Raw genomic sequence first — 25,039 nt, 5'->3', positions numbered from 1 at the left:
CGGTCGTCGTGGCGCGGGCGTCAGATGTCCTGGAGGAGAATTAGGCGATTCTGTGACCTGCCGAGATCCATCTCCCTGAGTGACTGGCCTATGCAGATCGTCTTTCGGCTGTTTCATGGTCGTGCTCGTTGATTCGGCCGGAAGTCCCAGAGGGCTCCCCGCGGGCGTGTTCGTGGGTCCTTGCCCAGCCCCGATCTACTCCTGTTGCGTCAGTCCGGGGCCCAGGAACGGACTGGGGTTGCCATGCCAGAAGACATCCACGCTGTCCCGAGCCCTGGTGGCCGCCACGAACAGCAGGGACCGGGCCCGCTGCATCTCGTGGCGGTACCGCACCGGATCGCTCGTGCGCAGCCGGCTCACCGCCTCGCGCGGCACCAGGCCGTCCGACACGCCCGCGATGATCATCCGCTGGTATTCGAGTCCCTTGAACCGGAACATCGTGCCGATGTGCACGCCGCCGTCGCCCTGGGGTCCGTCGGCACGGATCTCCACCGGCCGGATGCCGTGCGTGCCGAGCGTGTAGCCGATCTCGGCGGCCATCTGGTTCGTCGGTACGCAGATGGCGATCTGCTCGTGCGGAATGGCCAGATCGGGGTCGGCGTCCCAGCCCGCGATGAGGGCCGCGATGCCTTCCCGCTCGGCGGCCCAGTCCGGGTAGGAGTGCCCTGACGGCTGCCGTCCGCTGAGCACGGACCGGTAGCCCGCCAGCGTTTCCTTGTCGCCGTCGAGATCGTCGTAGTCCGTCTCACCGAGCACGTCGAGCGCCGAGCGGAGGATCTGGCGCGTCGTGCGGTAGCTCAGGCTCAGCTTCGACGACCGGCCCCGGATGTTGACGCCCAGGCTGCCGAGCGTCACCTGGTTCTTGTAGATGCGCTGATGGGTGTCGCCGACCAGGAACAGGTCGTCCGCCTCCCGGGGCGCCATCGCGCGCAGCATCTTCCAGTGCGCCGGGCGCAGGTCCTGGGCCTCGTCCACCACGATGTGTCGGTACCGGTAGCGCAGCCAGCCACCGGAGCCGTCCGCGACGTGGATGTTGTCGAGGCCGCCGGCCTCCTCCCGCTGCCGTGCGAGGGAGAGGATCCGCTGTTCGCGGCCCATCTCCAGCCGGGCGGCGCGCTCGGCGACCTGGTCCCAGGTCTGGCGTCCGAGCCGGTCCAGGCGCTGGGTGAAGCGTTCCGCGAGCTGCCAGATCTCGGCGCGCTCGCCCCGGGTGACGTTCCGGCCGCGGCCGGCCCGTCGGGCGCGGAAGTAGTCGGTGCGCGTGGCGACGGCCTGCCCCAGGATCACCTGGGTCCATTCGTCGTGCAGGAACTCGGGGTCCCAGCTTTCCTCGCCCAGCTCGTCGAGCAGCGCCCGCCATTCGCGTACGGCCTGGCTGTCGTCCATCACCTGCTTGCCGCTGCCCGGTTCGGCCTCGCGCACGATGCGCAGCGCCAGCTGGTCGACGTGGCTGACCTCGACCCGGGCCAGCAGCTCCTCGCCGCCCAGTTCCAGCAGCCGGGAGCGCAGGTCCGCGGCGAGGTTCTTGTTGTAGGTGGTGAGGAGGACCGGCTTGTCGCGGCCGGGCGGCAGCTGCCGCACCAGATGACGCACCCGGTGCAGGGCGACGATGGTCTTGCCCGTGCCGGGCCCGCCGCCGACCCGGGCCGGACCCGAGTAGCGCCGTTCCACGAGCTTGGCCTGGGTGGGGTGAAGGAAGACCTTCCAGCGGCTGAAGTCGCCGCCCTCCAGGGCCTCGCGGAGGGCCTCGTCGGAGGTGGTGACGACCGTGGCCGGGCGCTGCGCCGCGGCCTGGAAGTCCTCGGGGTCGACCGGTTCGGCGACGGCGACGGGAGTCGTCACCTGGTCGAGGACTTCGTCGTACGACTTGCCGTCGACGAGGGCGAGCAGTACCTCGCCGGTGAGCTGAGGCGCGTACTCGACGAGGCCGAGCAGTTGGTCCTCGGTGGTGAGCGTCCGGATGACCGGGAGCAGCGGCTCGGCGACGCCGAGCTCCGACAGCTGGGTATCGGTCCAGGCCGCGAAGAGCTCCTGCGGTTTGACGGCCTCGGGCGCTGGGGCCTCAGGCGCGGCCGGCGCGGGGGCGGGCGGGGCGGGAAGCCGGCGGAGGACGCTCTCCTCCACGACCTCCAGGTCGACGTACTCGATACCACCGGTGACCTGGTTGACCTGCGCCGACAGCCGGTCGTAGACGTCCTTGCGGTGCTTGACGGAGACGATCAGCCAGTCGTCCTCGGCGAGCCGGATCAGCAGCGCCCGGTAGTCGTCGCTGACGCGCGCCGACCACAGGCGGCTGTCTCCCTTGAGCTGCTGGAGCTTGAGGCCGGTGGTGTGCGGGTTGGTCTTGAACTTGTGCTGAAAGTCGAAGAAGGCGCCCTTGACCGTGCGGGGGAGCTTGAGGATCTCCTTGTCGGCCTTGTCGAGCAGGCGCAGCGTCACGCCCGAGGCGGTCATCGTGTGTGCTCCCCGTCACTGGTGCTGTCGTGGTTCGTGTCCCGGCCCCGTCCGAGCAGCCGGGCGGCCAGATCGGCGGCGTCCCAGGCCGTCGCCGTACGGGCGTCCCAGTCGGCCGCAGCGAAGGCCTTGTCCCGGTCGGCGGCCTCGTGGTCCGGCTCCGGGCCGTCGTCGCGGGCGGCGAGGACCACGCCGACGCGGGCCGCGGGCCAGGCCAGTTCTGCCTGCCAGCCCCGCTCGTCGAGCTCGTAACCGTCCTCGGGCGCCGGCACCCCGGCCTCCGCCAGGGCCAAGGCCAGTTCGGACAGGCCCGCCTCGTCGGGATCGAGGAGTTCGAGCACCGGGTCCCAGCCCGGGTCCCGGCCGGTTGCCGGAGAGGCGACCGGCTCGGCGGCGGCCGCCGCCACTCCGGCAGAGGCCGCGGCCGCGACGACCACGGCCGCCGGTGCGCCGTCCCGGACGGCGCCGACCTCGACCGCCGCCGCCTCGGCCGCGACCGGCGCCGACTCCTCCCGGGGAATCTCGGTCCGGGCGGACTGCAGCCATCCCTCGCCGCCGGTCACGGTCAGCGCTTCGGTAGCGAAGCCGTCGACGAGGCTCGTGGTGAGCTGGGCGCTGTCGCCGCCCCCGTGGTCCAGGAACTGCAGCACGTTGCTCCAGTACAACCAGGCCCGCCAGCGCCTCCGGTGGGCCCGCGCGTCGGCCATGGCCTCGGCGCTGTCGTCGAGCACAGTCAGACCTGTCCAGACCGGCGGGGTGCGCCGGCCGTCCGCGGCCAGGACGAGCCGGCAGCCGGAAGCGTCGGGCCCGTACACGAGCCGGACCGGTCCCGCAGGGCCCGTGACCGGCCCGCCGCCCAGTGCCGACAGCAGGGCCGGCCCGATGCCGTCCGGCCCGAGGGCGGCGGCGCGGACGTCGGCCGCGCCGACGAGCCCCGCGGCGGCGGCTTCGGCCCGCCGCTGCCAGCGTGCGGCGTCAGGCGTCCGCAGATAGGCGAGCAGGAGCCGGGCGGGGTTGACCCAGACGGCGTCGGACAGCTCGCCGGGCAGTCCTCCGCCGATGCGGCTGTAGTAGTCGCGTGCCCGGTTCTGCGCGTCCGCCGGGTAGGGCTGCCAGACCGGGTCGGCCGGGCCCGCCGCCGCGTATCCGGTGTCCCGTACGCGCTCGCGCCATTCCTTGACGTCGTCGTACGACAGCTGGAACACCCGCAGTCCCTCGCTGCGCAGACCGGTGCGCTTGGTGGCGTCGTCGGCCAGCCGGTTGTGCTCGGGGGTCGCGTGGTAGGCGAAGCCGTCGAGGTACACCGCGACGCGAGGGCCGGGCGCGTCGAGCCGTTCGAGGAGTATGTCGGGCCGGGTGCCGTCCAGCGCACGCTGCTGCGAGACCCGCCAGCTCACGGTCGCCCCGTCGTCGCCCGTCAGCCGCAGGTCGAGCGCGTACGTGCCGGCCGACGTGGTGTACGCGTCGGCGGTGGCGGCGGACTCGGCGAGCCTCGCCCACTCCTGGAGCGTCTCGATGAACAGGATCTCCAGATCGCTCTCGGCCTGCCGCTCCAGCGGGATGTGCCGGGTCGTCGCGACGGGTGAGGTCCGCCAGCGCGAACCGTCCTCGCCGAGGAGGTCCTCCAGCATCTGCCGCACCTCGTTGCGGCTGACCTTGTCGTAGTCGGCCGCCGGCACGCGCCGCAGCAGGCACTGGTGGCAGCCGTCGAGACCCTTCTCGCGGCACCCGCAGTCCTCGATGACGTCCCGCGCCTTGAGCAGCACGTCCCGGAAGCCGTCGGCGGACGCGAGCCGGTGCAGATAGCCGGTGCCACCCGGGAGGCGGTCGTAGACCACGAGGAACCGCCGCGGCCAGTCGGAGCCGTCGGCGCCCAGGTGGTCGGGCATCGTCGCCTCGGCGATGTCGATGTGGTCGGGATCGCCGCCGTACTGCGCCGCGATGCCCGCGAACAGGGCCGCCGTGAACGAAGCGAGGCGTTCCTTGGCGCGGGCCACGGAGGCGGGCAGCAGGATGCGCACCGCCTCCGTGGTGAGCTCGTGCGCGAGCAGCAGCGGCACGTCCTCACCCTTGCCCTGCGGCTCGGCCGTCGGGGTCTCCCTGGTCCGGCGGCGCGGGCACCACAGCAGGTGGTGGGCGGCGGCCGCGGTGCTTGCCGCGCCGGAGTCCGTCAGCGCGTGCTGGGGCACGTCCACGACCGGACGGCCCTCGGCCGTCGCGCCGCCGCAACTGGTGCACACGTAAAAGGGGTTGAGCCGCACGTCCGCGCCTGCGAGCGGCACGGTGCTGCTGCCCTCCTCCCGGTCGAGACCCAGGTTGAGCGTGCGGATCTTCGCATGTCGGGTGAAGTCCACGCCGAAGACGGCCGTCTCGTGCCGCCACGACCCGGGGGTGATCCGCTCCGGGTCGACGTCGACGGTCGTCAGCACCGCGTAGTGCCGGCGGTCCCGCTCGTCGCGGTCGTCCCGCACCCGGGCGTCGTCCCGCTTGTCACGGGAGACGACGCGCCGCGGCTGGAGCACGTACTGCACGCAGCCCGCGTCGGCGATCTCCCGCCCGCCGCAGCGGGGACACGGGCTGGTGTCCTTCCTGGCGTCGTGCGTACGGACGTACCCGCACGCCGGGCAGAGCCGCCACTCGGCCCAGGCCCGGCGGTCCGGGGTGCCGACGTCGAGCGCGCGCACCACGTGTCGGTAGCCGTTGACGTAGAAGCTGTTCCCAGGGGCCAGTTCGGTCAGGGCGAGCTTGCGGGAGCGCTCGTAGTCCCGCGTCTCGCTGCGGTACACCCGCTTGGCCGGGTCCCCCGCGGGGTTCTCCGGCCGGGTGTCCTCCTCGTCGTCCGGGGTCTCCGTCCAGTACAGCGTCGCTTCCAGCTGGGTGGTGGTGTCGGTGAGGCTGTAGTTCGGCAGCAGTCCGAGCTCCACCAGCGTGCCGTGCGCACTCGACTGGCTGAGTTCCCGCAGCAGGTCTCCCGCGCTGCGCCGTTCGGCGAGCAGCTCCCGGCGTTCGCGGTCCTGGACGACGTCCGTGCGGACCAGGTGCTCGGCCGCCTCGTCGATCGCGGCGATCCTGCGCCGGAGCTCCTCGCGCCGGCCGGTCCAGTCCTCCTCCGCCTCCTGCAGAGCCCGGACGATGCCGCCGGTGGCGTACGCCCTGAGCTCGTCCGCCGCGTACGGCGACACGCCACCGTCGGCATCGTCGCCGCCCTCCGGGAACAGGGCGAGGAACTCCTCGATCAGCGTGGCGCCGTGGGTCTGCGCGGCGTCCGCCAGGTCCTGGCACCAGCCCGTGGTGCCGAACAGCGCGGAGGACAACCGGGGCACCGGCGGCAGGAGTTCGCCGTCGGACGTCCGCAGCCCGCCGCTCGCCGCGAGATCGAGGAGCCGGGCCGTGTACTGGCGGCGCAGGATCTCCACGGCCGACAGGTAGCAGCCGGGAGGAAGGATCGTCCCCGCGATCATCTCCGACGGCTCGTCCAGGTAGTACAGGTCGCGGGCGCGACGCCCGCCGAAGGCGACCACCAGCGCGTTCCCCGTACGGCGTCCCGCACGGCCGGCCCGCTGCACGTAGTTGGCGGGGCCCTTGGGCAGGGACCCGAGCAGCACGGCGGACAACTCGCCGATGTCGATGCCGAGTTCCAGCGTGGGCGTGCACGACAGCACGTTCGGGTCGGTGTAGTGCGTGCCCGCCTTGAAGCTGCGCTCGACGCGCTCGCGCTCGGGCCTGGTGAGCATGCCCGTGTGCTCCGCGGTGACCACGCGGAACGTCCCGCCCGTCAGATAGAGCCGGCGGTAGTAGTCGCCGGTGTAGTCCCGTTCGCGGACCGCCGAGCCGAACCCGGAGGTGCCGGCCCCGCTGCGCGGCATGCCCGGCTGGGGCGGGGTCAGCAGTCCCTTGCACCGGTAGCGCGGGCACGGGTGCCCGTACCAGCGGGTGCGGCGCTCCGGCGCCACGACCTGCTGCCAGCCGCAGTCCTCACAGCTGACGAAGGCCTTGTTGACGACGGCGTCGTCGAGCAGCCGCGCCTCGATGTGCCCCGGCTGCAGTCCGTAGAGCCGCGTCTGCCGGTCCCGGGCGGTGCGCACCGCGAGCACCCGCTCGTCGGCGAGGGCGGGCAGCAGCCGCCGCAGGTACTCGGTGGCACCGGCGGCGTCCAGGCCGAGACAACGGCGGGTCCAGTCCTGGTACCAACCCAGCCGGCCGGTGATCGCGTCGAACTCCGACCTGTCCTTCTGTCCGTCCAGCAGGAAGCGCGGCGGCGCGACGCCTTCGGGGAACGCGGGCATGCCTTCCGGCCTGCGGCCGGAGATGAGGTACCGGTTGGTGCCGGCTTCCTTCATCCAGGTGTCGAGCCACCGGTGGTGCACCGCGCCCCGCAGCCGCAGGCGCTCCAGCAGGCCGCGGACGTAAGCGAGGTAGCGGTCGGGCGTGGGCAGTCCGCCGGTGACGAGGAGCTGGCCCGGCAGGGACAGGTGGATGTCGCGGGCGAGCGCCGTGACGCGCTCGGGCTCCGCGACGACCACTTCGGCCGCGGCGGTCCGCGTGAGCTCCAGGGTGCGGCCCATGCGGCTGCGCAGACCGAACTCCATGACGGTGGCGAAGGCGAGACGCTCGCCGATGAGCTTCCACGTCCGTGCGTCGCCGGTGCCGCGTCCGGAGAGGAGCCGGTCGACGCCGGGCTCGTCGTGCAGGTCGGGCGGCACGACGGCGGCCAGCGCCTCGGGGTCGTCCACCGACTCCAGGACGTGCCCGATCAGGTCGTTGAGCGCGGTCGGCGCGCCCGACTCGTCCAGGTTGTGGGCGAGCAGTGAGCGCAGCGAGAACTTGTACGAGGCGTTGGCGACGTATCCGGCCCGGTGGGCCGCGTCCTGCGTGGAGTCGTTGAAGAGCAGCGTCTTGCGCTCCTCCGGTACGAGCGCGATGTCGCCGCCCGTGAACAGCTGGGTGACGGTCGCCGAGGCGAGCGCCGCCTGCGCGGTGCCGAGGAAGCGGATGCTGTTGTCGGTGTGGCAGGCCGGGCAGCGGTCGTCCTTGGCGGCCCGGTCGGCCGACTTCTTGTCGAGCACGGCCAGCGCGAACCAGGCGTCGATCAGGTCGCCCGCGTCCGACGGCGTCGGCAGCCGGTACGTGCCCTGCCCGCCGTCGAGCACCACCACCGACAGCGGGTCGACTCCGCCGCCGTCCGACGGCCGCGCACCGGTCAGCGCGTCCAGCGTCTGCTGCCGCTCGCCCTGCGTGGCGGCGATGAAGTAGCGCAGGCGCCGTTTGTCCCGGCCCACGGACGCCCGCCAGATCCGGTCCTGCGCCATGACCAGCCGCTGCGGGTCCGCCTCGGGCGACAGCGCGGCCCAGCCGGAACGGCCGCAGTTGCGGCAGTACACCGCGGGCAGATGCACCTCGGCGGGCCGGACGGCGGTGTCGGCCCCGGGCAGCGGCTGCGGCCGGGCGGAGGCCGACGGCCAGCCGCCGGACGAGCCGTCGGACTCCTCGTCGGTGACCGGTGCGGCGTGCAGCGCGGCCCGGCGCGCCGCGGTGCGGTCGTCCTCGTACCAGCGGAACTCCGGCGCCGCCCCCACACCGCGCAGCACCCGGGTGACGGGCCGGATCCACAGGTGGGCCTCGATGTGCAGCAACGGCCTGGGCCGGCGCTCGTCGGACTCCGGGTCGCGCGCCGCCGACAGCAGGGCGACGAACCGCGACAGTGCCTGGAGCACCAGCTGCGGGTTCTCCCGCGCCGTGCGCCCCCACGCGTACCCGAAGCGGGCCAGCCGGTCCCGCAGCCCCCACTCGTCCAGCGGCTCCCCGCCGAGCAGCGACAGCACGCCGTGGGTGAAGTCGTGGCGCCTGAGCAGCCGCCCGATGCGGAAGGCGTCGAGGCCGGCGCGGCCGAGCAGCCGCTGCGCCAGCCCGTCCAGGTCCAGCAGATCGGGCTGGGCCTCCACACCCGGACCGCCCGAACAGGCGATGACCTCCTGCGGCGTCGGCGGCTCGGGCAGCTCGTAGTCCACGGCACCCGTGAACTCCTCGGCCGTCATCCGCTCCTCGCCGACCACCGCGTCGGCCGGGAAGGGCATCCCGAACACCCGCGACGCCACATCAAGGATGCCGCCCGCCTCCTTGCCCGCGGCGTCCGCCGGGCCCTCGCCAAGGGTCGCCGACGTCGCCACCGGACAGATCGACCCGAGCGGCCGGCCCGGCCGCGACGCACCGGTCGCCGCGGCCAGCCGCCGCAGCAGCATCGCCACGTCGGTGCCCTGTGCCCCGTCGTACGTGTGGAACTCGTCCAGCACGACATACGTCAGGTCGGCGCCCTCCCACAGGGAGCGGTCCTCGCCGCGCTGGAGCAGTAGGTCGAGCATCTTGTAGTTGGTGATCAGCACGTCCGGCGGCGACACGCGCATCTCCTCGCGCCGGGTCATCACCCGGCGGAAGTCCGTGTCGGGCCGGTCGCCGATGTACAGACCGGCCGTCACCTGCGCCAGTTCGGGCCGGGCCAGGTAGTCGCCGATGCGGCCGGCCTGATCGGTGGCGAGCGCGTTCATCGGGTACAGCAGGACGGCCTTGACGCCCCGGTTGCCACGCGCCCGCTCGCGGCGGCAGTGGTCGAGCACCGGGATCAGGAACGACTCCGTCTTGCCGGAGCCCGTCCCGGTGGTCACCAGCGTCGGCCGGGCCGGGCCGTGCAGCGTGGACAACCGCGCCCACGCCCGGGCCTGGTGCCGGTACGGGGCGAAGCCGGGGAACCCGGCCGTCCACTCCAGCTCCCGCTGCCAGCCGTCGTCGGCCACGTGGAACGGTGTCCGGATCCGGAGGTACGGCCCCCGGAAGATCCCCGTCTCGGGATGCCCGAGGAAGCGCTCCAGGGCACGCCGGGTGCCCTCGTCGGCGAGGGCGTACGTCGTCGTGAGGTACTGCGTCAGACTGCCGCGCAACTGGGCGGCGGCCATGGTGGGCTTCACGACGGTCCCTTTCACCTTGCCGATACCGCTGCCGAGCCTCACGAACAGTACCTCGGTGATCACAGCGCTTCCAGATTCATTGAAGTTTCAGTCATGAAGGCTGAAAAGACGCCATTTCGTGTGGCGGTGACGCGGCGGATCCTGGAACGGACAACGGAACGGACGAGGACAGGCGCGGCGAAGAGGACGCGGGCAGAGCCAAGGGGGAGCCGCCATGTCCGGACCGCTGTACGTACCCGTCCTGCCGGCCAAGCAGCACGCCTGCCAGGCGTACCGGCAGCTGACCCCGGCGGTGCAGGCGGCCGTCTTGCCGCTGTGGAACCTTCCGCCCCGCCCGGGCGTGCATCCCGACGCCCTCGCCGTGGGCGTACGGGACGACCTGTGGCGCGTCCGAAAGGCCCATCGCCATCATCCGGCCTGGGTCGACTGCCCGTTCGCCGACGAGGGACAGCAGTCGGCGCTGGCCGAGGCGCTGTCCGCGGACGCCGACGTGAGTCCGCTGCGCCCGGTGACGGGCCCCGACCGCTCCGAGGCTCACCAGAACGCGATGCTCCGGCACGCTCGTGCCACGGGGAACGGGGTCGGCATTCGCCTCATGATGCCCGGCCACTGGGACGACGTGCCCCTTCATGCCGTCCGCGACCTCCTCGCCCGTGTCGACCCCGCTGTGGAGGCGGACCTCCTGCTCGACCTGGGCGCCGTCCTCGCCGACCGCACCGACGCCGCGAAGGAGACACGGCGCGCGCTCGACACCCTGCTGCCGCTGTTCCCCTGGCGCACGGCGGCCGTCCTGGGCGGTGCCTTCCCCGCCGGGCTTCCGGAGCACGGCACGGACGTGGAGCCCCGCTGGGACTGGCGGGTGTGGCGCGATCTGCACCGCGCCGGACGGGAGTTCGTCCGGGCCCTCGCGTACGGCGACTACGGCATCGACTCCACCAAGGCGATCGCCCGCGGCCCCTCCACCGACAACGGCGGCGGCCCGCCCTGGGGCGTTCTGCGGTACACCACCGACGAGTCGTACGTCCTCGTGAAGGTGCCGACGCGAGGCCCCGACCGGGCCGCCTCCGTCCGGGCCGCCGCGCGGGACATCCTCGCCCTGCCGGACTTCCGGGGTCCGGCAGCGAGCGCGGGCGAGACCTGGCTGCGCGATTGCGCGCACGGGCACGGCCCCAAGGGCACCGGAAACGCCGGAGTCTGGCTGCGCGTCGGCAACATCCAGCACATCACGCACGTCGTCCGGAGCCTGCGGCCCTGACCCCGCCGGGTGCGCGCTCAGGCGAAGAGCGGTTCCAGCGACACGTCACCCGCCAGGATCCGCCACGCCGGCACCCGGACCGTCCGCGCCACCGGTCCGGGCTTCGCGCCGGAGCCGCCGGACGGCAGCCCGGGCAGCAGGTCGCCGCGCGCGTGCGTCAGCCGCAGATGGCGGGCCGGGTCCTGCCCGTGCTCGGGCCCGGTGTCGACGAGGACGGCGGTGTTGGCGCAGTCCACCGTGAACAGCAGGTCGACGACGTGGCCGCCGACCACCGCCTCGCGCTCCAGATCGGTCACACCACGGCGCCCGAGGAAGTCCTGGAGCCTGTCCGTGAGCTCCTCACGGAAGGAGCTCCGCCGCCTCGCGCCGGAGGCCGCGCCGGGCCGGTCCGCCGACGATCCCGCTCCCAGCACCTCCGAGCGCCCCGCGAGGAGCGCCGGAAGCCCCGCCTGCCCCTGCCAGAAGGCGTGGCTGCCCACGGTGATCAGCTGCGACTTCGCCCGGGTGACGGCCACGTTCCACAGGTTGACCTGGCTCGACACCCAGTGAGTCGTACGGGGCGGGGTATTGTCGGTGGCCACCGGGCTGAGGACCATGACGTCCCGCTGCCCGCCCTGGAAGGCGTGCACCGTGCCGACCCGCACGCGGTCGTCGTCCGCCCACACCCGCGCCAGGGCGTCCTTCTGGGCACGGAACGGCGTCACCACGCCCACCGTCGCGTCCTCGGGAAGCCGCGCGAGCAGCTCGTCCACCGTCTCCCGCACCCGGGCGGCTTCCGCCGCGTTCCGCGAGGACCGGCCACCCTGGCCCAGCGCGGACACGCCGTCCGGCACGTCCACCCAGCCGAGGGCGGGGGCCGGACCGCCCGACCCGACCGGATCGAGCGCCGGAACCTGCTTCCTGACGTCGGTGAGGACCTGCAACTGCCCGGCGTAGCAGTGACCGTTGACGACATCGGCGATCGCCGGATGGCACCGGTAGTGCTCGTCGAGCAGCAGCGTCTCCTCGCCGTGCTGCGCCGCGGCGTGGTACGCGGAGTACACGTGGTAAGCGAGCCGGTGATCCTCCAACTGCGCCGCGCTCAGCCCGGCCAGCACGCGGGCCTGTCGCTCCTGCTGCGCCGTGATCCCGGGAATGTGCCCGAGCTGCATCGGGTCCCCGATGACCAGCGCCCGTTTGGCCCGGAACAGCAGCGGCAGCACCGACGGGATCGAGCACTGGCTGGCCTCGTCGATCACGACGAGGTCGAAGAGCTCCGGGACGAGTTCGAGCTGGCGCACCGAGTGGGTGCTGATGGCCCAGCCCTTCAGGTGCGCCATCAGATTGCGCTGGCTCTTCCAGAAGCCGGAGCGCCGGCGCAGGGCCTGGAGCCGCTGGGCCATCAGCGACCGCCCCCGCGTCATCGCCTCGGCGGACACGGCCCGGGCCAGCTCGCCCGACACCTCCGACAGCCCCGCCCGGCTCTCCAGCCGCGCCCGCTTCAGCGCCTGCTCGTCCAGGGCGAGATGCCCGGGTACGAGACTCCTGAGCGCGCCTTCCACTCCGGCGGCCTCGGCGAGGGCCAGCAGCAGCTCGGACGGTACGGGCCGTTCCGCGGCCCAGTCCGGCCACGCGCCCGTACCGCCCTCCCCGGCGGAGGCGACGAACGCGGACAGCGCCCGCCCTCTGCGCCACCGGCCGAAGGAGTACCAGCGGGCGACGGCGGCCCTCCGCGCCCGGTCCTCCCAGTCGGCGAGCGCCCCGCTGCCGCCCTCGGACCACGCCCGCTCCAGCAGCTCCGCCGGCAGCCCGAGCTCGTCCGCGCGGCGCTCCCGCTCCCGCAGCAGCTCCAGCAGCCGTGCCTCCTCGCCGACCAGCCGCGCTGCCTCGGCCTCGTGCGCTGCGGCCCGGGCGTGCCGGTTCCTGAGGTCGCCCGCGACGGTCGCCGCACCCCGCGCCGGGGTCTCGACCGGATCGGCGAGGAGCCGCTCCAGCTTCGCGGCCTCGGCCTCCAGGGCTTCGGAGTTCCCCGTCCGCATGAGCAGCCCTGGGGAGATGGCGTCGCAGCGCTCGGCCACCACGTTCACGGCCTCGTTGTTGGTGGAGGCGACGAGGACGGACTGCCCGGCGGCCACCGCGGTGGCGACGACCGCCGCCACCACCTCGCTCTTCCCGGTGCCGGGCGGCCCGGTGGAGACGGTGAGCGGCCGGGTCATCGCCGACGTGATCACCTGCGCCTGGCTCTCGTTGCACGGCCCGGGGGAGACCAGGACGGGCGGCGCGAGCCCGGCCGGTCCGCCGTCGCCACCACCGGTGAGCAGCGCGTCCAGGGCGGTGCCGGGGATCTGGTCGGCGCGCGTGGACATCTGGAGCAGGTTCTCCACGAGGCCCTCGGTCGCGGTCCGTTCCAGACCCGAGGGCGTGAGGAGAACGGCGGCGTTGTGCGCGCCCGGACGCAGCGAGTCCATGACGGAACGCTCGCTGAGCGCGGACAGGTCGAGTGGTTCCAGCTCCGGGAGTTCGAGCCGCGTCAGGAGCTCCCGTACCGCCTTCACCATCTGGGCGGCGTTGCCCTCCTGCCAGGTCGGCTGCCAGCGGCCGAGCAACTCGGCCGCTTCCTCGTCCTCCAGCAGCTCCGCGAGCACGCCGCTGTGCAGCGACGGCACCCCGCTCGGCCGCAGCCGGTCCTGCCCGTTCTCGTCGGGCGCCAGCTCCATCGGCTGGACCAGCAGCGGCGCGATGCGCACCGCGGCCCGCCGGCCGCCGTTCCCGCCGCGCTCGGGCAGCGTGATGGCCGGGTACCCGTACCAGTACTCCTGCAGCCCGGCTTCGTCGACCTTCGCGCCCGTGCTCTTCGCCTTGGGCAGCCCACCGGGTGCGGGAAGACCGGAGCCCAGTCCGGACTGGATCGTCTCCGGCCCCTGACTCAGCAGGAAGTACTCGGAGTTCCGGCCGCTGTCCCGGTCGGGCAGCATCTTCGACTCGGCCTGCGCCCGCAGGCAGTGCGCGTAGTAGCGCAGCAGACGTTCCCGGTCCACGCCCTCGTGCTCGTCCTGCGCGACGAGGCCGCGGGCCTTCGACAACGCCGAGGAGACCGGCAGACCGCCACCGGCCTCCGGCGGCGGCTCGGGGAGCTGGACGGACCGCGCAACCGAGCGGGCCAGCGGCAGGGAATGCGTCGCACGGATGGTGGACTTCGTGGGCCGCTGCTCCTCGGGCACGCCGATGCGGACCATCTGAGCGGTCAGGTACTCGAACAGGTCGTCCGGCGTGATCCAGCCGCTGTCCTTGATGCGCCCGCTGCGCAGCCCCTCGACGATCTCCCCGGTGAACCGCGACGTGCCGAGCGAGGAACCGGCCGGAGCCAGTGCCGAGGCGGCCTGGAGGGCGTCCGAGGCGGTGATGAAGTAGACGCCGGTCGGCCGCAGCAGCGTGCTGGGCGCGGGCCGTTCGCCGCCGTCGGCCGCTCCCTTGGCCGTCCACCCCTGGACGACGGAGCCGCTGGAGCAGCAGTCGAGCAGCACGACCTTCGAGGAGGCCCGGCACGACGTGAGCATCCGCTCCAGGAACTCGGCCGGCACGGCCGTACCCGGCAGGTCGTCCGGATCGGCGTCCCGCGTCAGGAAGTACAGCTGCCCGTCCGCCTCGCAGAACTCCCCGTGCCCGCTGAAGTAGAGCAGCGCCGTCTCGCTGGCCTGCCGCTCCTCCAGGAACGTCTCGACGGCGTGGAGCATCTCGGCGCGCGTCGGCTCCGCGACCATCGCGCAGTCGTTGTACATGCCGATCTCGGTGCTCTCCAGCACCGCCTGCATGTAGTGCAGGTCCGCCCGCACCGCCGGCAGATCGTGGTACCGCTCGCTGTCGTACGTGGATACGCCGATCAGCATGGCGTACCGGTCGTTGTCACTCACGCCGCGCCCGGCCCGCCCTGCGCGCCGTCGCCCTCCGTGGGGCCGGAGTCTCCGTTGAGGAACCGCTCGATCTGCGCGTCGTCCGCACGGGCCTGCTTCCCGGAGATGGTCAGCGTCGCCCCATCGGGCCGCGTGACGACGATCGTCCGCTGCGGCACGCGCGCCAGCCACAGCTGAAGCGTGGCGGCGGCCAGGGAGCCACCGGCGAACACCAGACTGAGGAGGTCCGCGACCGGTCCGCCCTTGACGGGGGTGGTGCCGGTGGTCGCGGGGGCGGCCGGAACGTCGAGCGCGGCCTGCGGGTCGGCCCCGGCGAGGGCGGCGAGCAACTCGCGGGCCTCGCGCCGGGCACGCAGCGGATCTTCGTCGACGATGGAGATGCGGTAACCGGCGGCCGGGTCGGTGTGGGTGGTGCTGCTCACGTGCGCTGTTCTCCTTTGGGCTCCCCCGTGCAGTGCACACACGGACAGGCGACGCTAGCGGCACGCACTGACAGGCCGTCGGCTCGTTTCCGAAAACCCGCTGGTCATTGGCGTGAAAGGCACAGTTCGGCCCACACGGTCTTCCCGGGAGCGCCCACGCGCGGCGCCACCGCCCACCGACTCGCCAGCCGCGCCACGACCAGCAGTCCGCGCCCCGACTCGGCGTCCCCGGGCGGCTCGTGGGAGGAGAGCAGCGGTACGCGCTCGGTACGGGTGTCGGTGACCTCGATACGCAGGGTGTCGGCCGAGTCGGTGAGCCGGAGGTGGAAGTTCCGCCCGGGCACGTGCCCGTGACGCACGGCGTTGCCGGTCAACTCGACGGCGATCAGCGTCATCGTCTCGTTGGCGGTCGAGGTGTACGGGTGCCCCCAGCTGTCCAGACGATGGGAGACGAGCCGCCGGGCGAGGCGGGCGCCGCGTGGGGAGGACGTGAAGCGCATCGCGAACTCAAGGGCAAGGGATGCGGGGGAAGTTTCGCTGTTCATGGGACACAGGCTGGCGTGCGGTGTTTACGCTGAGTAAGACCCGACGCGCGTACAGGGGGCAGCGGTAGGCGCGGTGTCGGCGCCTGTAGGCGGCGCGGAGCGTGACGGCCGACGCGGAGCGGCGTTGGCCGGTGGAGGTGATGGCGGGCATGAACGAATCCACCCAGCGGGCAGAGGACGACGACCCGGCCGGCGCCGCCGCCCTACCGGACCCGGGCTCGGGCATCCTGCGCGTCTTTGGCCGCCAGTTGAAACGGTTCCGGGTGCGGGCCGGGGTGGAGCGGTCGGAGTTCGGCGCGTGGCTGGGGTACTCGGCGTCGACGATCGCGGCGTACGAGCAGGGGCGGCGGGTGCCGCCGCCTCGCTTCATCGACCAGGCGGACGAGTTGCTGGACGCGGGCGAGGTTCTGAAGGAGATGAAGGAGGAGGTTGCGCGGGCGCAGTACCCGGCGTTCTTCCGGGACGCGGCGAAGTTGGAGGCGGAGGCGGTTGAGCTTCATGTGTACGGGACCAAGGCCGTGCCGGGCCTCCTCCAGACCGAGGACTACGCCCGAGCCGTGTTCACCATGTCGCGTCCTCTGCTGCTTGAGGAGACGGTGGAGCAACGGGTAGCAGCACGACTCGCACGACAGAAGATTCTGGCCAGGGTGCCGCTGCCGACGATCAGCTTCGTCATCGAGGAAGCGGTGCTGCGGCGGCCCCTGGGAGGCTGGATGGTGATGCGGGGTCAGCTCGAACAAGTTCTGCTGATCGGCCAGCGCCGAAACGTCGAGATTCAAGTGGTGCCCACCGAACTGGAGGAGCACGCTGGACTCGAAGGCCCCTTCACCTTGATCGAGACGGGCGACGGACGGAGGATCGCCTATGTGGAGGGATACAAGGACAGTCGGTTGCACACCGATCGCAAGCCGGTCCGTGAGTTGGAGGAGCAGTACGGCATCCTCAGGGCCCAGGCGCTCACTCCGCGGGCATCGCTGGTCTTCGTCGAGAAGTTGCTGGGAGAGTCATGAACACCGAAAAGCCCCCCGGGACCACGGATGAGTTGGCGTGGTTCAAGAGCAGCTACAGCACGGGCTCCGGCGGGGAGTGCGTGGAGGTGGCTGAACGCCGAGACACCGTCTACGTGCGCGACTCCAAGGACACGCGCCGTCCCGGACTTGTGATCGACGGATCTGCGTGGACCGCCTTCGTCGGCTTCGCGAGCCGCTAGTACCAAGGCGCGGCTGGCCCCGACCCGGAGGGGCGGGGCAGCCGCATGTCATGCCGCGCTCTCCACGGCCGCCTTGCGCGCCGGAGGCGTCCAACGCCCGAGCTCGATCTCCTTGTCCAGCCGCGCCTGGAAGTGCGCATGCGCGGCCCGCATCTCGGCTTCACGGTCGGCCTTGTAGAAGGGTGCGACGTAGCCGGTGGGGGGCGGGGTGTTGGCAGGGTCGGCGAGATGGGCTTGGAAGTCGAGCCAGTCCTGCTTGGTCTGACCGTGGCCGTATGCGTTGTGGTTTCCTGCAATTTTGCGGCCGCTCGCGTCGAACCACATCGAAGCCTCGTAGTCAGAGAGGACCGGGTAGCGAGACCTGTAAATTGCCGTTAGCTGGTTGGCGCTAATGCCGAGCCACACGGAGACGAGCGCGTCCAGCTCAACGATTGCGGCACGTCGTTCGTGTTCGGTGCGGAGCGGGGTGTTGTACTCCCAAGTCGGCTGCAGACCCGCAGCGAGGGGTGTCAGTGCCGGCCAGTCGGGATTGGCCCAGCCCTCGTACCCCGCCCAGCGAGAATCGAAGAGTTCCTCCCAAAGGGGAGCGTAATGCCTGGTTAGTGCGTTGAGTCTAAGGGTTCGAATGAGTAGAGCAGATGCGAGCGGGTGCTGTGGTTCGGGGGCTGGCATTTTGAACGCCTCAGAGGCAACCAGGTTGGCTCGGCCAGTAATGCGGAGAAGGTAGTCCAATGGCAGGGATGCCCAGAATCCCGCATTGAGTGCCGTCAGGCGATTGCTGGCCAAGGCCATTGAGAAAACGCTATCCATATGGGCAGGGCCGGGTGGAATGATAGAGGCGAAGAGGCTTCGCTCTGTATCAAACGGGATCATCTTCCGCCAAACGAGCCGAAAATGCTCCGTGTACCGTCGACCGTTCCATACATCTTGTGCACCTTCGTAGCGGTTCGAATCGGAAGATCGAATGTAGTTGGTGCGGGGAACGGCTTCGGCGGGGAGCGTCCGCGAATTGAGAGCAGTCCAGTCGCGATTGGTCCTGCATTGGTTATTGGGCTGCTTCAGCAGTGGGGTAGCGCACCCGATGTGGGGGCCCTGAAGGATTACCTCATCGAAGCTTTCTACGTCCGATGTCTGCCACCTGTATAGCCCCAGATTCTTAGTCGCCAGGTTTTCGAACATTCCGACCGAGATGTGTGGATCCCATTGGGCGACTCGTGACGTGGTAGTGGCGAGGGCCTCGATGGCTCCGTGTTCATCAACGGTGACGGGATATAGGAGCGATGCTTGCGCTGATGGGATAGCCGGATTGTCGGTGAGTCGATTCCAGTTTGCCAGCAGAGGTCCGGATACGTTGACAAGTCGGTCGCGATGCGGGCGGGTATCCCACTTCCCTCGATGCTTTATCCCGGGTAGTGCTCCCAGGCCGTCGTGTGTAAAGGACTCGATGAGTGTTTCTGTGGAGAAGAGCCAGCTAGCGTGCGTGAATCTGACGTTCGAAGCATTTCCATAGATGTTGATGCTGAACTCTTGGTTGGCGTGAACGTCTGGAAAAAGTCCAGTTCGATTGTAGAAGTGTGCGTGTGTTCGGAGATGAGCGTACGCGGCCCCCCGCAATCTGCCCTCGTGCACGCCCGCGAAGTGGGTGTCTGGGTGGATGAGCCCAGCCATTCCCTGCGGGGATGCGTTACTCCAGACTCGGATCATGAACGCGCGGTACAGATCTGGCCGTGTGCTCACGAGCAGAGCGTAAGTTGCTTGAGATGAAAGGAAAGAGGCCAGGCCGATGAGGTCAGCCAGCTCGCTCACGAGATACCGTCGAGCGTCGTGAACGCTGAGCATCTCAGCTTTGCGCAGCCGCCATTCCTCCGCTCCGGGCCTGTCGCTGAGCTTGAACCACGGTTCGAGCTCAGCCAGGACTGTGTCCTCTTTCCAATCCGGCCTCACCCAAGGCGGATTCCCCACCTGCAGATCAAACCCGCCCCGCCCCCCAAACACCTGGGCATACTCCAACTCCCAGTGGAAGAAACCCTGCCGCTTGGCCACATCCCCGGCAACCCCCACCCACGGGAACCGCCCCTCCAGCCAATGCGACCGGTCCATGCCCATCCAGTCCGGCAGCTCGTCCTCGTACCGCTCCAGGTCGCCGAGCGAGTCGAACGACGCCACCAGCGACTCCGCCGGCACGTCGTGCGTGCCCAGCAGCGCCTCCGCAAAGTCCAGCCAGTCGTCCAGGTTCGCCAGCGGGATGACCTCTCGACGCTGGCCCGCGAAGGACTGCTCGCCCTTGCGCGTCCCCTTCCGCCGCTTGTCGATGTCGCCGCGCCTGACCTCCTTCACGGTGACGTTCCCGAGGAGGTCGACCTCCTCGTACGTACGGATCACGTCCGACGCCCCGGACTCCGCAACGGCACCGCCCCGGGGCGCGGGCACGACCTCCGCCCGCTGGTACCGCGCGTCCGTCCCGTCCAGCAGTGCAGCCTCCTGCACTGGCCAGAACCACAGCGCGCACCATGTGTCCATGAGCTTCTTCAGCCGCCAGTACGGCGTGTCCACCGCCGTGAGATCGGCCAGCACCTTCTCCCGGGGCACGGCTTCCTTCGGCCGGCGCAGCCACTCCGGCTCCGCCTCCCACACGTCCACCCGCCGCGAGATCTCCCGCTCGGAGATCGTCAGCCGCTGCACCACCAGGTCCCACAGGTACTCGGCCCGCCGGGCGAGGCCCTGCAAGCGGGCCGTCTGCTTGGCCGTCGGGGACTTCGTCACCGCCTTGCGCCACGCGCCGAGCGCCTTCGCGGCCTCCGGCGCCAGCGCCTTCGCCTCCTTCTCGGCGGCGACAGCGCCCCACTCCTTCGCGGGGAGGAGGAAGTGGTGCACCGCGCCCTCCGGCAGCGGGACGCCCGCCTGCGCGTCCGCCAGCGGATAGCGCTCCGGCGTCGTTCCCAGCCAGCCGCCCTTCTTCAGGCGCTCGGGGCCGTACACCTCGCGCCGGCCGCCGATGAGGGAGTTGCCGCGCCGCAGGTGGAGGCCGAACCAGGGGGCCTCCATGCCGGGGTGCATGGTGTTGAGCCACAGCGACACCTCGGCCAGTTCGACCGCCGTCTCGTTGAGGTCGACGCCGTACGAGTTGTGGAGGGCGATGTACGCCTTGGCCTTCTGGAGCTCGACGGCGTACTGCTCGGTGTCGATGGAGCGGCCGAGTTCCTTCTGCCGGCGGCGCAGGTACTCGGCGGCGACCTGGTTGATCGCCTCGTTGAGGAACGCGCCCGAGCCGAGGGCCGGTTCGCAGATCTTCCAGTCGAGCAGTTCGCGCGCCTCGGTCTCCGTGCCGTCCTGGTCCAGGCGGTGCTGGAGGGCCAGCTGCACCGTGACCTTGGTGAGGGACTCCGGGGTGTAGTAGGAGGCCGAGGTCTGGCGGTCGCGGCCGGAGAGCCGGTAGACGAACGAGCCGGGGGCGTACCGGACGCGCAGCTCCTCGCCCGTGTCCCGGTCCGGGCGCCGGACGAAGACCGAATCCGGGTACTCGTCGGCCTTCGACTTCGGCACCAGCCAGGAGCCGTCCTTCGGGTCGCCGCCCTTGGCGACCTCGTACAGCTCCTCGCCCGCGATGAAGCCGGAGTACGACATCAGGCCCTCGTACACGGCGCCGAGCTGGTTGATGCCCAACTGGGCGTACGAGATGAAGCCGCCGCGTTCGCCCTTCTTGCCCTTGGTGAGCATGAGCTTGTGCAGGACCTCGTACAGGGTGGCATTGCGGAGCCGGGTGTCGAGGTAGCGGACGGCCTCACCGCGGGCGAGGGCCTCGTCGGCGTCGTGGCGGGGGTCGACGACGGCGTCCGCGCCGATCAGCTTGATCGAGTCCCGCTCGAAGAGCGTGGAGTGCAGGGGCTCGAAGCGCAGGCCCAGGTCCTCGCTGGTCTTCGCGCCGACAGCGCCGACGGCGCCGAACGCGTCGGCGGTCTCCACCGTCTCCGCCGTCTCCGCCGCCTCGCCGTGGGTGCGGCGCGGCCGGTAGCCGTCCTGGACCTTGCGGAATAGCAGGTCCAGGGACTCGTACAGGTAGAAGCCGCGGCGCGACTTCTCGTCGACGAGGTCGCGCTCCGCGACGAGTTCGCCGAGCCGCCCGAGGCCGTAGCCGAGCTGGTATTCGGGATAGTCGGACGGCAGGATGCCCAGCTCGGGGCGGGCCTCGGCGTACAGCAGGAACAGGATGCGGTACAGGTAGCGCAGCGACTCGCGGGTCAGCTGGCGGCCGAGCTCGGGGAGTTCGCCGATGTCCTGCGGCTGCACGCCCTGCTCGCGGAGGCGTTCCAGGACCTCGTTGGCGATCAGCTCGACGCTCAGCCGCAGGCCGTCGCGCAGCTCGCTGGAGACGCCGACGGCGTGCTTGGTGGACTTGCCGACGAGTTCGGCGAGCGGGTTCTCGCCGCCTTCCTCCGGGGTGCGGAGCGAGTCGGCGCCGAACAGCGCGGCGACGGTGTCGAGTTCGCCGCCCGGGCGGGTGTCGTTGCGCTGGAGCGCGATGTCGAGGGAGACGGCGAGGTAGCGGCCCTCGCCCCACACCATCCGGTCGGCGAGGACGACGACTCCGCCGACGAGCAGCAGCACATAGCGCGGGGCCTCGTCGCAGGCGAACAGGAACGAGGCCAGTTTGGAGCCGGTGGCGAGGCTGGTCGAACCGTCGAGGACGACGGGGTCGAGAAGGCGGCCCGGGCCGTCGGGGTCCAGGGCGGCGTCCGCCTCGGCGGCCCAGCCGCAGTTGATGGCGACGAGGCCCTTCTCGACGTGCGCGACCGTGATCTCATGGCTCTGGCCCGCCCGCCAGACGGTGAGGTTGCCGGGCTTCGCGTCGTAGCCCAGTGCGCGCAGGACCTCGGCGTTCAGCGCGTGTACCTGCTCCCGCCAGGCGGGGGCGTCGTACGTCACCGCGTCGTCGCCCGCGTCGGGCACGGAGGCGGTGCCGTCGGCGTCCTCGGGGAGGGCGAAGAAGGAGCGGGCCCGGAAGTAGTCGCGGCGCAGTGCCCGGAGACCGGCCCGCGGAGTGACGGGCAGGGCCTGCTTGGTGTCCTCGCGCAGGAGGTCGGGGCCCTCGGAGGGGGCCGCCTCGCCCGTCCCGGCCGGGGGCTTGGCGGCCTCCTCCCGTTCCTTCCAGGTCTGGAGCAGGCCCGTCTTGAGGTCCTTGGGCAGCACCTCGGCGAGGTAGTGGGCCGAGAAGTAGTCGCCGCGGTTGACCAGGGAGTCGTACGTCATGACAGTGGCTCTCTCAGAGGGCGGCGGGTGCGGCGGACGGGGAGGAGGACGCGGCCGGTGGTGCGTCGGGGTCGGGCAGCAGCACCGCTAGGACACGCAGCATCGGGCGCTGCCCGGTGGTCAGCAGGTCGTCGGCGAGGTCGGTGAGCCGCCGCTTGGTGTGCTCGCCCGCCAGCGTGGGCTGCTCCCAGTCGCCGAGGCGCAGCTTGTGCCGCTCGATCGACTCGCGCAGCGGCCGGTCCCAGGCGTCCCGGTGCCGCTCCATGAAGCCCTCGGCTGCCTCAAGGACGGCGGGGATGGCGGCGGCCAGCGGGGCCGGGTCCCGGTGGCGGAGCTTGTTCGCCATCGTCGGGCCGACCCCGGAGCGGCGCAGCAGCGACACCATGTCGTCGTTCACGGTCCCGCTGCGCGTCACGCCCATCCACTTGACGACCGTCGGCCGGCCCAGGGCGTTCGAGTACACGCCCTGGACGAGATAGGTGGGCTCCGCCACCTCCGCCGTGATCATCGGCGCCTCCTGGCGGCCGAGCCGGATGAGGACCTTGTCCGTCAGCCACTCGACGACCGGGTGCAGGTCGGTCAGCAGCGAGATCTCCGGCCAGCTGGAGGTGGAACCCGCCTCGCGGGCCCGCTGGAGCGAGTGCTGGGCGAGCCGGCGGTTGAAGGTGACCAGTAGGCGCTCGCGCAGACGCTGTTCGCGCAGGTAGTCCACGGGCAGCGCCTTGAGGCGGTGGAGGAGGTCGGCCGGCGGACGGAAGGAAAGCAGCCCCTGCTCGTCACGGTCGAGGTCCAGGCGGTCGCGGGCGTCTGGGTACACCTCGCGCAGCGCCTCGTCCAGGAAGTGGGCGGTCGAGTCGAAGAGGCGGGGGAGGACGGAGCCCGGGCCCCCGCCCGTACCGGTGCCGGTGGTGCTTCCGGCCGCCGTCTCGGGGGTGGACTCCTCGGCCGCGGTGCCGTCCTCCGCCTGCGGCTCGTCACCGACCGAGCCGAAGAAGTCCGCCAGGAAGTCGTCCATGGCATCCGTGCCGGCGTCCTCGCCGGACCGGCGCCCGTCGAGGGACTCGTCCACGGTCCTGCCGCGCAGCAGATCCTGGATGAGGGACTTTTCCTCGGCCTCCGCGCGGTAGAGGCCGGTGACGGCCTCCGCCGTGCCGAGCGAACGGTGCGCCTGGTCCTCGCGCTCCAGGAGCCGCTCGGAGACCAGGGTGTCGTCCTTCGCGCCCTCGGTGTCACTGGTGAGGATCAGGGCGCGGAACTGCGGCGGGTGGGCCTGCCCGTAGCGGTCGATGCGGCCGTTGCGCTGCTCGATGCGGATCAGCGACCAGGGCACGTCGTAGTGGACCAGCTGGTGGCACTGGCGGTGCAGGTTGACGCCCTCGGAGGCCACGTCGCCCGTCAGCAGGATCCGTACCGGAGCGCCGGCCAGTCCGAACTCCTCCACGACGCGCATCTGCTGCTCGTCGGACAGACCGCCGTGCATGACGCGCAGGCAGTCCTTCGCGGTCCGGCCCCGGAAGCCGAGGGCGGCGGGCAGGACGGTCGCGAGCCACTCCAGGGTCTGGACGCGCTCCGAGAAGACCACGACACGGGTGTCGGAGGACGGGCCGACGCCGATGCCCTTCAGCTGCTCGACCAGCGCGGCGAACTTCGCCGAGTCCGCCTCCGTCAGGTCCGCGGTCAGTTCCACGAGCCTGCGCAAGGCGGCGAGCTCCGCCGCTGTGGCCCGGGGGTCGTCCTTCTTCTCCAGGGTCTTGATGCGGGCGTTCACGGTGGCCTTGAGCGCCGCGTGCGAGGAGAGGAAGGACTTGAGGAGCGTGTACGGGAAGAGCGGCACCGAGCTCACGGACGGGCTGCCGTCGCGCGGCAGCCAGACGGCCGCCAGCTCCTCGAAGATCCGCTCCTCGGCCGGGGTGGCCGGGCAGTGCACCGCCTGGGACGGGCCGCGGTCCGCCCACTGGCCCTTCATCTGCTCGCGGACCTCGGTGCTGACCTTCGTACGGCGGATGAAGAGGTGCTCGATGTCCTCCGCCCGGTAGTTCTCCGGGTCGCGGATCGCCGCCGGGTCCAGCAGGGCGATCAGCTCGGCGAACGACCTCGCGTCCCCGTTGTGCGGCGTGGCGGAGGCGAGGATCAGGGCGTCGGTCCGCGGCGCCAGGGTCTGGGCGAGCTGGTTGCGCAGGGAGCCGCGGTTGATCAGGTTGTGCGACTCGTCGATGACGACCGCGTCCCAGCGGATCTGCTCCAGGTGGTGGCGGTACTGGTCGGTGTTCTTCAACGTGTCGATCGAGACGATCACGCGCTTGAAGAAGGTGAACGGGTTCCGCCCGGCGGGGATCTCGCGCTGGATCCGCTCGATGCCCACCGAGTCAAGGCGGACCAGCGGAATGGCGAACCGCGTCCACAGCTCGTGCTGGAACTGCTCCAGGACGTGCTGGGGCGTGACGACGAGGATGCGCTCGCCCCGGCCGCGCCGGATGAGCTCCGCGAGCGTCAGCCCGATCTCCAGCGTCTTGCCCAGGCCCACCACGTCCGCGATCAGCAGCCGGGGGCGCAGATTGGCGCCGGAGAGCGCGAGCTCGGCGGGGCGGCGCTGGTAGGGGAGCGGGTCCAGGAGGAAGGAGTCGGCGAGCGCGAGCCGCCGCTCGGACTGGGGCAGCGCCGTGCGGCGCAGCACGGCCTCCAGGAACAGCCGGGAGCGCCGGTAGGTAGGGGAGTCGTCCGCGATCAGCCGGGTGTCGCGCGGGTCGATGAGCTCGACGGTGTCCAGGCCGGTGAAGAACACGGCCTCCTGATCCCGTACGAAGTCGGACACCCCGACCACTTCGACCCTGGTGCCGTCGTCGGCGGTCGGCACCGCGTTCCTGACCAGCCACACCTCGTCGCGTACGAGCACCTGCGCGCCTGCCGGGAACTGCTCCTGCCCCGCCGCGTCCGACGCGTCGCCGTGCTGCTCGGGGCTGGTCTGGACGGCGGTCACCCGTGTCCTCCTGTGGTGTTTCGTGACGGTTGTGGCAGGCCCCTCAGTATCGCGGGTCCGCCGGCAGCGGGAGCCCGCCG

The 25,039-nt window shown here is 71.4% G+C and carries 10 protein-coding genes; 3 read left to right on the top strand and 7 right to left on the bottom strand.

The window, feature by feature from the left end; translation table 11 throughout:
* Positions 1–195 precede the first annotated feature (195 nt).
* Positions 196–2,454 (bottom strand): UvrD-helicase domain-containing protein, encoded by a 2,259-nt coding sequence (locus IF73_RS0109165; RefSeq protein ID WP_031005427.1) that lies wholly within the window; start codon positions 2,452–2,454, stop codon positions 196–198.
* Positions 2,451–9,413, bottom strand: a complete 6,963-nt coding sequence (locus IF73_RS0109160) for a DEAD/DEAH box helicase (RefSeq protein ID WP_031005425.1) — start codon at positions 9,411–9,413, stop codon at positions 2,451–2,453. Before IF73_RS0109160 ends, IF73_RS0109165 begins: the two co-directional genes overlap by 4 nt.
* 214 nt (positions 9,414–9,627) lie before the next feature.
* Here IF73_RS0109160 and IF73_RS0109155 point away from each other — a divergent pair, with 214 nt between their 5' ends.
* Entirely contained in the window at positions 9,628–10,668 is a 1,041-nt protein-coding gene (locus IF73_RS0109155) for a beta family protein (protein ID WP_031005423.1), read from the top strand.
* Between the two features lie 17 nt (positions 10,669–10,685).
* Here IF73_RS0109155 and IF73_RS0109150 read toward each other — a convergent pair whose 3' ends face one another.
* From IF73_RS0109150 to IF73_RS0109140, 3 genes are all read right to left on the bottom strand, one after another.
* Positions 10,686–14,558: a caspase, EACC1-associated type gene (locus tag IF73_RS0109150; protein ID WP_031005421.1), complete on the bottom strand. Its 3,873-nt coding sequence runs from the start codon at positions 14,556–14,558 to the stop codon at positions 10,686–10,688.
* Positions 14,555–14,980 (bottom strand): effector-associated constant component EACC1, encoded by a 426-nt coding sequence (locus tag IF73_RS0109145; RefSeq protein WP_031005419.1) that lies wholly within the window; start codon positions 14,978–14,980, stop codon positions 14,555–14,557. The genes IF73_RS0109150 and IF73_RS0109145 overlap by 4 nt, the downstream gene beginning before the upstream one ends.
* A gap of 104 nt (positions 14,981–15,084) precedes the next feature.
* A complete protein-coding gene (locus IF73_RS0109140) occupies positions 15,085–15,525 on the bottom strand; it encodes an ATP-binding protein (RefSeq protein WP_031005417.1) in 441 nt (146 codons plus the stop codon).
* Between the two features lie 149 nt (positions 15,526–15,674).
* Here IF73_RS0109140 and IF73_RS0109135 point away from each other — a divergent pair, with 149 nt between their 5' ends.
* Together IF73_RS0109135 and IF73_RS0109130 are read left to right on the top strand one after the other, a co-directional pair.
* Entirely contained in the window at positions 15,675–16,535 is an 861-nt protein-coding gene (locus tag IF73_RS0109135; protein WP_031005415.1) for a helix-turn-helix domain-containing protein, read from the top strand.
* Entirely contained in the window at positions 16,532–16,735 is a 204-nt protein-coding gene (locus IF73_RS0109130; protein WP_031005412.1) for a DUF397 domain-containing protein, read from the top strand. The genes IF73_RS0109135 and IF73_RS0109130 overlap by 4 nt, the downstream gene beginning before the upstream one ends.
* Before the next feature lie 48 nt (positions 16,736–16,783).
* Here the strand turns inward: IF73_RS0109130 and IF73_RS0109125 are convergent, their stop codons facing one another.
* Both IF73_RS0109125 and IF73_RS0109120 read right to left on the bottom strand, forming a co-directional pair.
* Positions 16,784–21,982, bottom strand: coding sequence for a hypothetical protein (locus IF73_RS0109125; RefSeq protein WP_031005410.1), 5,199 nt, complete (start codon positions 21,980–21,982; stop codon positions 16,784–16,786).
* A 13-nt stretch (positions 21,983–21,995) separates the two neighbouring features.
* A complete protein-coding gene (locus IF73_RS0109120) occupies positions 21,996–24,959 on the bottom strand; it encodes a DEAD/DEAH box helicase (RefSeq protein WP_031005408.1) in 2,964 nt (987 codons plus the stop codon).
* Positions 24,960–25,039: the final 80 nt, after the last annotated feature.

Origin of the sequence: Streptomyces sp. NRRL F-5727 (assembly GCF_000719555.1) — a bacterium.
In the GTDB taxonomy this organism is placed as follows: Bacteria; Actinomycetota; Actinomycetes; order Streptomycetales; family Streptomycetaceae; genus Streptomyces.
Note: the sequence above shows the minus strand (reverse complement) of the source record. Positions and strands in the feature narration are given on the sequence as shown.

What these genes read in the sequence shown, in the direction of transcription:
- IF73_RS0109165 (WP_031005427.1), bottom strand. Translation starts at nt 2,454, where the DNA reads ATGACCGCCTCGGGCGTGACGCTGCGCCTGCTCGACAAGGCCGACAAG.
- IF73_RS0109155 (WP_031005423.1), top strand. Translation starts at nt 9,628, where the DNA reads ATGTCCGGACCGCTGTACGTACCCGTCCTGCCGGCCAAGCAGCACGCC.
- IF73_RS0109140 (WP_031005417.1), bottom strand. Translation starts at nt 15,525, where the DNA reads ATGAACAGCGAAACTTCCCCCGCATCCCTTGCCCTTGAGTTCGCGATG.
- IF73_RS0109135 (WP_031005415.1), top strand. Translation starts at nt 15,675, where the DNA reads ATGAACGAATCCACCCAGCGGGCAGAGGACGACGACCCGGCCGGCGCC.
- IF73_RS0109130 (WP_031005412.1), top strand. Translation starts at nt 16,532, where the DNA reads ATGAACACCGAAAAGCCCCCCGGGACCACGGATGAGTTGGCGTGGTTC.
- IF73_RS0109125 (WP_031005410.1), bottom strand. Translation starts at nt 21,982, where the DNA reads ATGACGTACGACTCCCTGGTCAACCGCGGCGACTACTTCTCGGCCCAC.